The sequence below is a fragment of the Pseudomonas sp. PDM02 genome (assembly GCF_014852285.1).
Lineage (GTDB): Bacteria > Pseudomonadota > Gammaproteobacteria > Pseudomonadales > Pseudomonadaceae > Aquipseudomonas > Aquipseudomonas migulae.
On sequence record NZ_JACVBL010000019.1, the window covers coordinates 57020 to 70077 of the forward strand.

Below are 13058 nucleotides of genomic sequence, written 5' to 3' on the forward strand. Positions count from 1 at the left end.
GTAGGGGACTGGATCTGTAGGAGCGAAGCTTGCTCGCGAAGGCGGTAATACATTCAACAGAGATGTCAGCTGACACATCGTCTTCGCGAGCAAGCTTCGCTCCTACAGGTCGCGGCGTCAGGCCAAGGAGTCGCTGCGGCGTGCGGCCACCGGTTCGGCATCGTTCAGGGCGGCGATGCGCGCGGCAGATTCGCTGTCCACCAGATGCAACGACTTGCCACGCGTCTCACGGGTCAGGCCGACCGCGATGATGGAGATCAGCGACGCGCCGACCAGGTAAAACGCGATCGGAGTCGAGCTGTGGTACTTGTTGAGCAAGGTGATCGCAATCAGCGGGGCGAGGGAACCTGCGAAGATCGGCGCCACCTGGTAGCACAGGGACAACGCGGTGTAGCGCACGTGAGTCGGGAACATTTCCGCCATCAGCGCGGAGTAGGGCGCGTAGGTCATCGACTCGATGGCCAGGCCCAGGGTGATGGCCGCCATGATCAGCCAGTTGTTGCCGGTGTCCATCATCGGGAAGCCGATGAAACCCCAGAACGCCGTGAGGATCGCGCCGGTCAGGTACACCGGTTTGCGCCCGACCAGGTCAGACAGATAACCCATCAACGGAATCATGAAGAAGTGCAGCAGGTGCGCGCCGAACATCAGCAGCAGAATTTCGGACGTGTCCTTGTGCACCACCAGTTTCAGATAGGTAATCGAGAACGTCACGACGGTGTAGTAGAGGATGTTTTCGGCAAACCGCGCGCCAATACCGACCAGTACCGAACGCCAGTGGTGACGCAGCACTTCGACCACGCCCAGTTGCTGTTGCTTGGTCTGCGCCTGACGGGCCTGGGCTTCCTTGAAAATCGGCGCGTCATCGACGCTGGTGCGTATCCAGTAGCCGATCAGTACCACGAAGGCCGAGAACCAGAACGCCACGCGCCAGCCCCAGGCGAGGAATTGCTCCTCCGACAGATTCGACGACAACAGCAGCAGCGCAACCGTCGCGACAAGGTTGCCGGCCGGCACACCGGCTTGTGGCCAGCTGGCCCAGAAACCTCGGCGATTGTCCGGGCAATGCTCGGACACCAGAAGAATCGCACCGCCCCATTCGCCGCCAAACGCGAAGCCCTGGATCAGCCGCAGCAGCACCAGCAACACCGGTGCGGCATAGCCGATCTGGTTGAAACCGGGCAGGCAACCCATCAAGAAGGTGGTGATACCGACCACCACCAGGCTCAGTTGCAGCAGGCGCTTGCGGCCGTACTTGTCGCCGTAGTGACCGAACACCAGGCCACCCAACGGGCGGGCGAGAAAGCCCACGGCGTACAGGGCGAAAGCGGCGATGATGCCATCGATGGGGCTGTCGGTCTGGCGGAAGAACAACTGGCCGAAGACCAGTGCCGACGCGGTGCCATAAAGGAAGAATTCATACCATTCGGCGACTGTGCCGGCCATGGCGGCGGCCACGACGCGCTTGAGTCCCGAGGGTGTGGTTGCGCGGTGAGCGTGTTGAGCGTTGGGCATGCTGGCGTTTCCTGTAGGGGCGCAAAAACAGGTAGCCGGGCCGGGGCCGCAAAGCCCCGCCCGGCAATCACTCAGAGACCGACGTCCGGCAGGTGCGGACGGTTGGCCAGGGCCTTGGCCATGATCTGCTCGACGAAGAGCCGATCTTCTTCCGGCAGGGCCAGGCGTGGCGGACGGGTCAGCGCGCTGCCGCGACCGGCGATGGCTTCGCACAGCTTGATGCACTGCACCAGGTCGGCGCGGGCGTCGAGGTGCAGGATCGGCATCAGCCATTCGTAGATCGGCATGGCTTCGGCATAACGTCCGGCCTTGGCCAGGCGGAAGATGGTTTCGCCTTCTTTCGGGAACACGTTGGACATGCCCGACACCCAGCCTTCAGCGCCCACGGCGAGGCTTTCGAGCACCACATCGTCGAGGCCGGCGAACAGCACAAAACGGTCACCCACTTCGTTGCGGATGTCGATGAAGCGGCGGGTGTCGCCAGAGGAATCCTTGAAGCACACCACGTTGTCGCAGTCGGCCAGGGCAATCAGGATGTCCGGGGTCACGTCGTTTTTGTAGATCGGCGGGTTGTTGTAGACCATCAACGGCACGTCGGCGTTTTTTGCCACGTAGCGGTAATGCTCGGCGGTTTCGAACGGCTTGGAACCGTAGACCAGCGCCGGCATCAGCATCACGCCATCGACACCGACCTTGCGCACGGCGTTGGCGACCTTGGCCGCTTGCACACTGGTGAATTCGGCCACACCGCAAATCACTGGCACACGGCCGCGCGAGGCATCGACCGCGACTTCGGTCACGGCGATTTTTTCTTCAGCAGTCAGCGAAGTGTTCTCGCCGACCGAGCCGCAAACCACCAGGCCCGACACGCCGTCGCGGATCACGTTGGAAATCACCTGATGGGTTTTATCCAGGTTGATCGAGAAGTCATCGTTGAATTGAGTGGTCACCGCGGGGAAGACGCCACTCCAGTTAATTCGCTTGCTCATTGTTGCCTCCGGGTTGTTTATTGTATTTCGTATACGATATTTAAAATGAAAAAATTCGGCTAGTGCTTTTTTCAGGTTTGTGGGGTTTTTGTCAGCCGTCGGTCGGGGTGGTCAGTGCTTCAGAGTGTTCAGGCACCGGGCCAGGTGTCTGACAGTCGATAGCCTTGTGGCCACGGATCGTTCGGATCGAGCAGCAATTGATGGGTGCCGGTGATCCAGGCCCGGCCGGAAATGCAGGGGTAGATAGCGGGGCGTCCGGCCACTTCGGTCAGTGAGTCAATCCGACAGTGGAATTCGGAGCCGATGATCGAGCGACCGATAAAGCGCTCGCCGACGCGCATCAAACCCTTGGCGTGCAACACCGCCATGCGTGCCGAGCAACCCGTGCCGGTTGGCGAGCGGTCGATCTTGCCCGGTTGAATCACCACTGCGTTGGCGCCGGTGGCGATGCCGTTCTCGTGGACGACGGGCGCGGCGATCTGGCAAAAGGAAATGTGCGACCACTCAGGGTTCAACGGATGCACAAAGCCCAATTGCTCGTTGGCGGCACGGGTGATTTTCAGCCCGACCGCCACCAGGTCGGCGGCTTCATCGGGGCGGATTGAAAAGCCCAGTTCCCGGGCATCGGCGATCACAAAGCTGTCACCGCCATAGGCGGTATCGACCTTGAGGGAGCCGACACCTTCCACTTCGATCCACGCGTCGAGGCGATCGGCGAAGGACGGCACGTTTTTGATTTCCACCCGTTCGACCTTGCCGTCACGGCAATCGGCCACGGCCTCGATCAGGCCGCCGGGGGCTTCGAGCACCAGCCGGGTTTGCGGTTCGGTCATTGGCACAATACCGGTGTCGAGCAACACGGTGGCCACGCACAGGGAATTGGAGCCGGACATCGGCGGGGTATCCGCCGGTTCCATGATGATCCAGGCCATGTGCGCCCGCGGGTCCTTGGCCGGCACCAGCAGGTTGACGTGGCGGAACACCCCGCCACGCGGCTCATTGAGCACGAAGTTGCGCAGGGTTTCATCCCTGGCGATCCAGCGTGATTGTTCCCAGACCGTGGCACCGGGCGGTGGTGCGACGCCGCCGACAATCACGTCGCCGACTTCGCCTTCGGCGTGGCAGCTGACGATGTGGATGACTTTCGATGAGCGCATGGTTTGCTCCTTATGTTGTCTATGCAGGCCTCATCGCGAGCAGGCTCGCTCCCACAGGGATCTGTGGCGCTCACAAAACACTGTGGGAGCGAGACCGGCTTGCCGGCGATGGGGCCATCCGTTATTTCACCGACTTCAAAAACGCAGCAGTTTCCGCATGCACCGGATTACCAATCACCTGATCCGGCGAGCCGATCTCATGCACCAGGCCGTTGCGAAAGAACGCCACGCGGTCGGACACGTCACGGGCGAAGCGGATCTCGTGCGTCACCAGCACCATGGTCATGCCGTCTTCGGCGAGCATGCGCATGGTGTCCAGCACTTCGCCGACCAACTGTGGATCGAGGGCCGAGGTGGCTTCGTCGAACAGCATGTAGTCCGGTGACATGGCCAGGGCGCGGGCAATGGCCATGCGTTGTTGCTGGCCGCCCGAGAGCTTGCCGGGGAACACCTTGAGCTTGTCGCCCAGGCCGACGTGAGTCAGTTGCTGCACGGCCAGCGCCTCGGCTTCGGCCTTGCTTTTGCCCAGGACCTTGCGCGGTGCGAGCATCACGTTTTCCAGCACGGTCAGGTGCGGGAAGGCATTCCATTGCTGGAACACGATGCCGATTTTCTGCCGCAGGTGATTGAGGTCGGTTGCGCGGTGATGCACCTCGACGCCATCCACGCGGATGTTGCCTTTCTGGATCGGTTCCAGGCCATTGATGCACATCAGCAGGGTCGATTTTCCCGAGCCGGAGCCGCCGATGATGGACACCACTTCGCCCTTGTTCACGGTCAGGCTGACACCCTTGACCACATCAAGGTCGCCGAAGGATTTGTGTACGTTGTCGATCTCAATCATTTTCTTGCCACCTTCTTTCCAGACGAGCGCCGAGGCGTGCGACCACCAGGCTCATGACGTAGTAGATAAGGCCCGCGATGCACAGCACCAGCAGCGGTTCCTGAATGCGGGTCACGATGGTTTGCGAGGCGCGCAGCAGTTCGACGATGCCGATCCACATCACCAGCGCGGTGTCTTTCATCACGCCGAGCACCAGGTTCAGCCAGCCGGGGAAGGCTACCCGCGAGGCCATCGGCAGGACGATCCAGCGCAGGTCCTGGAAGAAACTGAGGCCCAGTGAACGGCTGGCCCGGCGCAAGGTCAGCGGTACCGACAGCACGCCGCCGCGCACGATCTCGGTGAAGTACGCAGCGGCGTAAACCCCGAGCACGATGCAGCCCACGCTGAAAGCACTGATGTTCAGGCCGACGATGCTCTTGAGCGAGTTGAACAGCACGAACTGGATCAGCAGCGGCACGCTGCGAAACACGTCCAGCACCCACGCCAGTGGCAGGCTGGCCCGTGGCAACAGCGCACGCAGCAGGCCGAACACCAGCCCGGCGAACGTGCCGAGCAGGATCGCCCAGCAAGTCAGTTGCAGGGTGATCCAGGCGCCGTTAAGCAGGAACAGCAGGTCGTTCCAGGAAAAACCGGTGGAAAACATAGTCACGTCCTCAGTAACGGAACAGCCGCCAGGCCATCAGCCGGGCCGTCGCGACGATCGCCTTGGCGATCAGGTAATACAGCACCGCGGCGATGGTGAAATATTCGAAGGTGCGGAACGTCTTGACGTTGTAGTCCTGGGTCACGCCGGTGAGGTCGTTGTTGAGCCCGACAATCACCCCCAGCGACGTCATCAACACTGCCCAGACCATCTGGTTGCTCAACGGGTAGAACACGATCCGCAACAGTTGCGGGACGATGATCATCCGGTAGGCCTGGAAGGCACTCATGCCCAGCGAGCGCGCAGCCCGCACTTGTGTGCCTGGCACTGCCTTGAGCCCGCCGCGAAAGTTTTCCGCGAGATAGCCGGCATTGTTGAAGGTGATCCCGGCCAACAGCGCGAGCCAGGAACTGACGTGCAGGCCCATTGAGCCGAGGCCGAAGTACAGGATGTAGATCTGGAACAGCGACGGGGTATTACGGGCAATCGACACCCAGCCGTTGCCGATACCGCGCAGCAGCGGGTGTCTGGTTTCACGCATGACTGTCAGGGCCAGGGCGATCAATACGCCGAAAATCATCGACAGCGCGGCGGTCTCGAACGTGACCCAGGCGCCGGCGAGCATGTCCGGCAAGGCGCGCAGGGTGGCGCGCCATTGGAAGGTGTAATCAAACATGCGCGAGGCTCTCCATCGGCAAGGCGGGTTGCAACCAGCTCGGCAATCGCCCGCTGGCGCTGGCGGTGCAAGCGGATTCAACGCACTCGGCGAGGCTGGCGAAGTGCACTTTTCGCCCCACCAGACCGGGTGCGTAATGGGCGTATTTGCCCGAGTTGGTCATTAAGGTTGTGGCGGCTGGCGGGATCACCGGCTCGCCGAGCATGCACCAGCAGGTGTCCGTCACCAGGGTGGCGCCGAAGGCTTCAATGACGCCGATGTGTCCGGCGTCGCGCGCCTGTTCCAGCACCGCACGACCGCACGTGATGGCGAGCACCACCTCGGGGTGTTTGTGCCGGCCGTGACACAGCCGCGCGAGTCGGGCGAACTCGCTGAGCGAGAAGTGCGGGTTACCCAGCGAGACCACCTCCACGCGGTTGTCACGGGCACTGTTGAGCTCGCGCCAACTGCCCAGCAGGTCTGCCAGGCGGATTGTTTCCACAGGTATCGGGACGTCGGCTTCCAGTGCTTGTGCAGGGTCGAGTGCTTCCGGTGTGACCCCGGCGATATGAAACAACGGCGCGGCCGACGTGGTGGCGAACGCCGCACCGAAGGCTTTCAGGTCGTCGAGGTCTGGCTGGTGCTGTTCCAGCCCGAACACCAGCGGGATCCGGCTGCCCGCGAGGGCACCGATGTGGTAGCCGAGCAAGGGGTAAAACGCATCGTCGAGTTCGCCCAGGTCCGGTAATTCAACGCGCAGGCGGGCTTTGCGTGGCGCCTCAAGATGACAACCGATCAGGGGCGCGCGGCCGGTCAGGGCGATGCAGATATCCAGGTAATCCGGGTACTTCAACGTGCGCGCACCAAGCACGCTGTTGGCGTAGACCACCGCGTTGGATTCGGCCCAGACGATCTGCTCGCCGGCCTTCGGTGCGGTGTCGAGCAAGTAGGGGGCACAGGTGAAACTGAGCTGCGCACCCATCGCCATGTAGGCATCGCCCAAGGCACTGGCCGGTTCGCCGAGCAACGGGTCGATGCCCAACGCTCGCCAGCGGCGCTGGTCCACGGAAATTGAATTGAGGGTGGTGGGCACGCGAACCTTTGCGCCCCAGTGCACCAGTTGTTCGGCAAAGCGCAGGCTCGCCGGGCCCGTGTAAATACAACCGTCGATGTGGGCCTGAGCGATATCCACCAGTTGGTGGGCGCCTTGCAGTTCGGCCATGCGCAGGACAATCTGCATGGCCATCTGCGCGGCTTTGCCATGCTCGCCGTCGAGCAGCGAACGGTCGAACCCGGTGAGTTCAATCGACTCGTTGGTTTCGCCTGTGTGCATCGGTGTTTCGGTTGGCTGCCAGCCATCGATGGGCACGTGATCGAACATCGCCAGCGAGGTGCCTTCGACTCGGGCGAAGGCTTTGCCGCGCAAGGTCGCGAAGGCCTCCCGGCCGATGCACAGCACCGGCAGGGAACGCTCGAAAATGGTCTGTGCCACCAGCACGCCCAGGGTCAGAATCTCATCGGCTTCGGCCAGGACCAAAGCGGCCGGTGCATGACCGTTGCTGATCAACTCCATCAGCACGCTGCTGCCGGTACACGAACCTCGACCACTGGGAATGGCCAGCACACGACCGCGCAGATGTTCGCCGCTGAGCGGATGGTGACGGTCGATGACTTCACCCGTACAAGGGTCGACGCCGCCCCAGAAGCTCAGCCCGACATCGGCAAACAGCAGCGCGCCCTGGGCGGAGCCCGGGACCAGGTTACGACCGATGAGAGCAGTGGACCCAGGCATGCCGGACACCTTAGTAGTAGACCTTTGGCACGGTCAGGTCAGTCGGCGGGATTTCAGTGCCGACCCATTTGGTGAACAACTCGTTGTAGCGGCCGCTGCGCACCTGCTGGTTGACGAACAGGTTGAGGTAGTTGAGCAGGCCGTACTCATTGCGCTTGGCACCCAGGGACACGTAGTCGATGGTGTAAGGCGCGTTGCCGGCGATTTTCAGGTTTTTGTATTTGCCCGACTTGATCGTCGCGGCGGCCACGGTATTGGTCACCACCGTGGCGTCGATGTGACCCTGGGCCACCGCCAGCAGCGTGTCGTTTTGTGACTGATAGGCGCGGAAGGTGCCGCTGCCCCATTTCTTCACATCGCCCTCCAGCGCGATGGCCTCAAAAGTGCCGCTGGTGTTGCCCAGCGCTTTGCCCTTGATGTCGTTGAAGCTGTTGATGCCGGTGTTGTCGCGGGTCAGCACGACCATCTGGAAGGCGAAGTACGGCACGGTCAGGCCAACGGTCTTGGCCCGTTCGAGGGTGTCGGAAGTCGAGGCGACGATCACGTCAGCCCGTCCGGAGATCAGTGCCGGAATGCGGTCCGGGAACGGCGTTTCCACCACTTCGGCCTCGACCCCGAGGATCTTCGCCAGGTCGTTGCAATAGTCCACGTCGAAACCGGCAGGAGCGTTGCTGGCATCGCGGAAACCCATGGGCGGGAAGTCCAGGGTCACGGCGCAGCGCAGCTTGCCGGAACCGATAATGTCGTCGAGCTTGTCAGCCTGCGCGGTGGCAATGAAGGAGGTACTGAGAACAGCGCTGAGGGCTACGGCAAATGCGGGGTTTTTCATAGAGGCCTCGTTCTGTGGAAGTGCTGTTGAATATCGTATTGGGGATTTCGTATACGATATTAACAATAGCAATGGCCGTGCCGTTTTTGCTTTTGCCGCCGAATTTTTGCCAACCCTTGAAGCAGGGCGGCTCAGCGCAAGCGAGCGGGGCAACGCTACGACGGTGTCGGTCGAGGAGGTGTTACGGAAGGGAGCACGCAGGGTGCGCAGCGCCCCTTAAAGGAACATTTTAACGACGGCTATCGCGGTACTGGCTGGGCGAAAGACTGGTGAGGGCGCGGAATTGGCGGCTGAACGCACTGTGGTCGGTGTAGCCGCAGCGCAGAGCGATTTCGGTGATCGGCAGGTCGGTGTCGAGCAACAGGCGCGAGCCTTCTTCCAGGCGGGACTTGTGGATCATCTGCCGTGGCGTGAGCTGGAACACCCGTTTGCAATGGCGCTCCAGCTGCGCCACAGAGAAACCGGCGATGGCCGTCAGTTCAGCCAGGCTGATCGGTCGGGCGAAATGTCGGCGGATATGTGCGTCCACCGCTGCCAGTTTCTGGAACGCCGGATGGTTGGACTGGGGCAGTTGCAGGTCGCGGGAAATACCGGCGAGGCCGACGATCCGCCCTTGTTCATCATGCAGGGCGAGTTTGTGGGTCAGGCACCAGACTGGCTGGTTGCCGAAATACAGGTGCAGTTCCAGTTGATCCGCCAGTTCACGGCCGGTGGACAGCACGCGCCGATCCTGCTCGGTGTACAGCGGGCCAAATCGTGCCGGGAAGACCTGGTCCGCCGTCAGCCCGAGCAGTTGCCCGCTGTGCTTGAAACCACACCGTCGAGCCAGGGTCTGGTTGACGAAGACATAGCGCGCCTCGCTGTCCTTGATGAAGAACACCACGTCCGCCAGGGTGTCGAGAAGCGTCGCGATGGGCTGCAGACTGCTCAGCAGCGTCGGTAAATCGCAGGGTTTGAACTGATTGAGTAAGGGGAACATAGCGCTGGGGGCCTGGTGGCAACTACCGGGATCATAAAGACTCGGCAGTGCCCCCGAAACCCCGGAGCGAGCGTTTACGCGGGCGGGGTGTCTTCCAGGCACATCAGGGTTTCGATACGTGCCGGGCTGAACGGCGGTCGCGGGGCCGAGGGTTGCCAGTCGAACAGGTACTGCAAGGCGCCGCCACACACTCGCCCCTGACAGGCGCCCATGCCGCAGCGGCTGGCCAGTTTTGCCGCACGCCAGTCAGCGTGCCCGGCCAGTGCCGCGTAGGGCACGTCTTCGCAGCGACAGACCAGCGTGTCGGCCTGCGCCAGTGACTTGAGGTGTGGGTTGAGGCTGAACGCGTTGTTCAACGCCTTGGCGAAACCCTGCCAACGTGTCCGACGTGGCCACAATTGGCGTGCCGCTGAGGTGTTACCGACGGCGGCATGCCCGGCAATGGCACCTTCGACCAACGCCAGTTCACTGCCACCGAAACCGGTGCATTCACCTGCGGCGTAGTGATCGGCAAGGCTCGTGGCTTGCCAGGCATCGACCGCGAGCGCCGTGCCGTCGAGTGCGCAACCCAGCGCCTGACCGAGTTGAATATTGGGAATCAGGCCGAAACCACAGGCCAGGCGATCACAGGCCAGTTCGACGATTTTGCCCTGTTGCCGCAGACGCACACCTTCCAGCCGTTCATTACCCAAGGCTGCCACGACGTGGGAGCCGGTGCGGTAATGACGATCAAACAGGCTGAAGGATTGCACAAGCTTGCCCGGCCAGCGCGGCAGTTGCAGGGCGAACCCGGCGACCGCAACCGAGGAGGCTTGCTCGGCAATACTCAGCACGTGGGCGCCGTTGTGTTTCGCGGTGGCCGCACTGGCCAGTAACAACGGCCCGCTGCCGGCGATCACCACGCGTTCGTCCTGCACCGGCAGGCCGCCCTTGATCAACGCCTGGAGTCCTCCGGCCCCCGTCACACCCGGCAATGTCCAGCCGGGGAAGGGCAGCAGCAACTCACGGGCGCCGGTGCACAGAATCAGTTTGTCGTAGCTGATCAGCCATCCGTGATCGGCGTCTTCCACCAGCAATTGTTTGGGGCCGGAACAGGCGATCACACGAGTGCCGCTGTAGTGGCGAATATTGCTGTTGGCATGCAGGCGCTCGCGCATCTGCCGTGCCTGATTCGGCAGGCTGGCCTGAGGCCCGTCGCGCCAGATCTGGCCTCCCGGCAACGGGTTGTCGTCGAGCACGATAATGCGGGCGCCACTGGGTGCGGCGGCGAGGGCGGCGCTCATGCCGGCGGGGCCGGCACCGATGATCAGCAAATCGGCGAATTCGTTCATGGTCGGGTCCGCACCTGCATGCCGTCATGACACAGTGTCTGGCAGGCCAGTCGGCGGCGTCCGTCGATGGTCACCCGGCATTCCTGGCAGATGCCCATGCCGCACAGCGGTGCGCGCCGCTGACCGCTGACCGAGGTGCGAGTGCACCCGTCGTCGGCCAAGGCTAATGCCGCGGCGACAGTCGTACCTTCGGCGACCCGCAGGGTGCGGCCGTCCAGGACCAAATCAGGCATACACGGCCTCCCCGAGAAAACGTTGCGGCAGATAGGCTTGCGCCGCCAATGGCGGCGTCTCATTGAACAGTTGCGCGACCAGCAAATCGGCGGTGCCGGGGGCCGTGGTGACCCCCAGTCCCTCGTGACCGACCGCCAGCCACAAACCTTTGCGTGATGGGTGCTCACCAATCAGTGGCAGCCCGTCGGGGCTGGCGGCGCGAAAACCGGTCCAGGCGCGGATGCCGTTGAGCTGGGCCAGACCCGGCATGTACTCGGTGGCTCGCTTGAGCATTTTCGCGAGCATCCAGCCTTCGACCTGCGGGTCGGTGGTGCCGAATTGTCGCGAGGCGCCGATGAACAGTTGTCCGGTTGGCCGGGGCTGAATGTTGCAGGCGGTCGAGGGCCCTGTGGCGTTGTGGGCGCTGGTGACATAACCCAGTTCCACCAGCGTGTGGGTGACCTTGCCGGGATAGCGGTCGGTGATCAGCAAGTGGCCTTTTTTCGGCTCGATCGGCAACTCGGGGCACAGGTCGTTGGCCTGGATTCCATTGGCCAATATGACTGCCTCAGCGCTCAACCACTGGCCGTCATCGAGTCGCACGCGATTGCCATCGACCTCGCTGACCCGCGCCCGACGTTGTTCGATGTCGGCGGTGTCGAGCATCCAGTTGGCGGTCGCCGGAGCGTAGAGAATGCCGTCGCCGTTGATCAACAAACCGCCTTCGAGGTCTTCGCGCAGTTCAGGTTCACGGGCGCGCAAGGCGTTACGAGCGATCAACTCGCAGGCAACGCCCTGGGTCTGAAGGTTCAGGTATTTGCTGTGGGCCACGGCCATTTCTTCGGCATTGGCTGCCAGCCACAACGTCCCGTTGCTGCGGTAAGCGCAGCCTTGCGGCAAGTCCGGCGCCAGTTCGCGCCAGCGTTGCAGCGAGTATTGGCTCAGGGCCAGCTCGGCCGGGTTGTCGTCGAGCACCAGCAAGTGGCCCATACCGGCGGCCGTCGCGCTGTGCAAACCAGCGTCCAGCACCAGCACGCGCAAGCCACGCCGGGCCAGCGCCTGGGCGCACGCGGCACCGATGATGCCGGCGCCGATCACGATGACATCGGCCTCCAGGCCTTGGCTCATGGGCGAATGCCCCAGGCGAACGGGTCGTCCTGTTCAATGATCAGGCTGGCCTCGGCGCTGATGAAGGCGCGGCCACGAATCGTCGGTACGATGCGCTCGCCGTGCTGTTCGTAGGAGCCTTCGAACTCACTGCCGATGACGCTCGCCTGGCGCCAGATCTGGCCCGGCTGCAATTTGTCATCGGCCGCCAGGCACGCCAGTTTTGCACTGGTGCCGGTGCCGCAGGGCGAGCGGTCGTAGGCCTTGCCGGGGCAGAGCACAAAGTTGCGGCTGTCGGCCTGCTCATCCTCGGCAAACAGTTCGACGTGGTCGATCAACCCGCCGTCTTCGCCACGTATCCCCTGAACGTCCAGTGCTTGCTGCACGGCGAAGGTGTAGGCGGTCAACGCATCAAGGTTGTCGCTGGCAACGCGCAGACCATGCTCGGCGATCAGGAAAAACCAGTTGCCACCCCAGGCAATATCACCAACCACTTCGCCAATTCCCGGCACCTGCAACGCCACGGCTTTGCGATAACGGTAGGCCGGCACGTTGCGCACGCTGACGGAGTGGTCGTCGTGCAAGGTTGCCTGCACCGTGCCGACCGGCGTTTCGATGCTGTGCACGCCTGGTCCGATCTTGCCCAGGTGAGCAAGCGACGCCACCAGGCCGATGGTGCCGTGGCCGCACATGCCGAGGTAACCCGAGTTATTGAAGAAGATCACCCCGGCACAGGCCGCAGGGTCAACCGGTTCGCACAGCAGTGCGCCGACCAGCACATCACTGCCTCGCGGTTCGAGCACGCAGGCGGTGCGCCATTGGTCATGGTGTTCAGCCAGCCGTTGAAGACGTTCGGCCATGCTGCCGGTGCCCAGCTCGGGAAAACCGGAGGTCACCAGGCGGGTGGGTTCGCCGCCGGTGTGGGAGTCAATCACGGTGATGCGTTTCATGAGTGGGCCACGTCCGTTCAGATGAGTGAACGCAAGAGTGGCCCGTGCGGGGGC

At 62.8% G+C, this 13058-nt stretch carries 13 protein-coding genes; all 13 read right to left on the reverse strand.

Features of this window, described 5'->3' with window-relative positions:
* Positions 1 to 117: 117 nt before the first annotated feature.
* The 13 genes from abaF to IB245_RS26805 all read right to left on the reverse strand — a co-directional run bounded on the left by abaF (position 118) and on the right by IB245_RS26805 (position 13004).
* A complete protein-coding gene (abaF, locus tag IB245_RS26745) occupies positions 118 to 1515 on the reverse strand; it encodes a fosfomycin efflux MFS transporter AbaF (RefSeq protein WP_192229184.1) in 1398 nt (465 codons plus the stop codon).
* A gap of 71 nt (positions 1516 to 1586) precedes the next feature.
* Complete coding sequence (locus IB245_RS26750) at positions 1587 to 2504, reverse strand: dihydrodipicolinate synthase family protein (RefSeq protein WP_008042630.1); 918 nt, start codon at positions 2502 to 2504, stop codon at positions 1587 to 1589.
* Between the two features lie 128 nt (positions 2505 to 2632).
* Entirely contained in the window at positions 2633 to 3661 is a 1029-nt protein-coding gene (locus IB245_RS26755) for a trans-3-hydroxy-L-proline dehydratase (protein WP_192229185.1), read from the reverse strand.
* A 121-nt stretch (positions 3662 to 3782) separates the two neighbouring features.
* Positions 3783 to 4505 carry an amino acid ABC transporter ATP-binding protein gene (locus tag IB245_RS26760; RefSeq protein ID WP_008042626.1) on the reverse strand — a complete coding sequence of 241 codons (723 nt, stop codon included), beginning with the start codon at positions 4503 to 4505 and terminating at the stop codon, positions 3783 to 3785.
* Positions 4498 to 5148 carry an amino acid ABC transporter permease gene (locus IB245_RS26765; RefSeq protein WP_008024645.1) on the reverse strand — a complete coding sequence of 217 codons (651 nt, stop codon included), beginning with the start codon at positions 5146 to 5148 and terminating at the stop codon, positions 4498 to 4500. Before IB245_RS26765 ends, IB245_RS26760 begins: the two co-directional genes overlap by 8 nt.
* 10 nt (positions 5149 to 5158) lie before the next feature.
* Positions 5159 to 5824 carry an amino acid ABC transporter permease gene (locus IB245_RS26770; RefSeq protein ID WP_008024646.1) on the reverse strand — a complete coding sequence of 222 codons (666 nt, stop codon included), beginning with the start codon at positions 5822 to 5824 and terminating at the stop codon, positions 5159 to 5161.
* Positions 5817 to 7595 carry an aconitase X gene (locus IB245_RS26775; RefSeq protein ID WP_192229186.1) on the reverse strand — a complete coding sequence of 593 codons (1779 nt, stop codon included), beginning with the start codon at positions 7593 to 7595 and terminating at the stop codon, positions 5817 to 5819. The genes IB245_RS26770 and IB245_RS26775 overlap by 8 nt, the downstream gene beginning before the upstream one ends.
* 10 nt (positions 7596 to 7605) lie before the next feature.
* On the reverse strand, positions 7606 to 8424 hold the full coding sequence (locus tag IB245_RS26780; protein WP_008024648.1) for a transporter substrate-binding domain-containing protein: 819 nt from the start codon (positions 8422 to 8424) through the stop codon (positions 7606 to 7608).
* Between the two features lie 229 nt (positions 8425 to 8653).
* Positions 8654 to 9403, reverse strand: a complete 750-nt coding sequence (locus IB245_RS26785; protein WP_192229187.1) for an AraC family transcriptional regulator — start codon at positions 9401 to 9403, stop codon at positions 8654 to 8656.
* Positions 9404 to 9477: 74 nt separating this feature from the next.
* Positions 9478 to 10734 (reverse strand): FAD/NAD(P)-binding oxidoreductase, encoded by a 1257-nt coding sequence (locus tag IB245_RS26790; RefSeq protein ID WP_192229188.1) that lies wholly within the window; start codon positions 10732 to 10734, stop codon positions 9478 to 9480.
* Positions 10731 to 10967, reverse strand: coding sequence for a 2Fe-2S iron-sulfur cluster-binding protein (locus IB245_RS26795; RefSeq protein WP_008042619.1), 237 nt, complete (start codon positions 10965 to 10967; stop codon positions 10731 to 10733). The genes IB245_RS26790 and IB245_RS26795 overlap by 4 nt, the downstream gene beginning before the upstream one ends.
* Positions 10960 to 12075 carry an NAD(P)/FAD-dependent oxidoreductase gene (locus IB245_RS26800; protein WP_192229189.1) on the reverse strand — a complete coding sequence of 372 codons (1116 nt, stop codon included), beginning with the start codon at positions 12073 to 12075 and terminating at the stop codon, positions 10960 to 10962. Before IB245_RS26800 ends, IB245_RS26795 begins: the two co-directional genes overlap by 8 nt.
* Positions 12072 to 13004 (reverse strand): 4-hydroxyproline epimerase, encoded by a 933-nt coding sequence (locus tag IB245_RS26805; RefSeq protein ID WP_008042617.1) that lies wholly within the window; start codon positions 13002 to 13004, stop codon positions 12072 to 12074. Before IB245_RS26805 ends, IB245_RS26800 begins: the two co-directional genes overlap by 4 nt.
* Between the last annotated feature and the right edge of the window lie 54 nt (positions 13005 to 13058).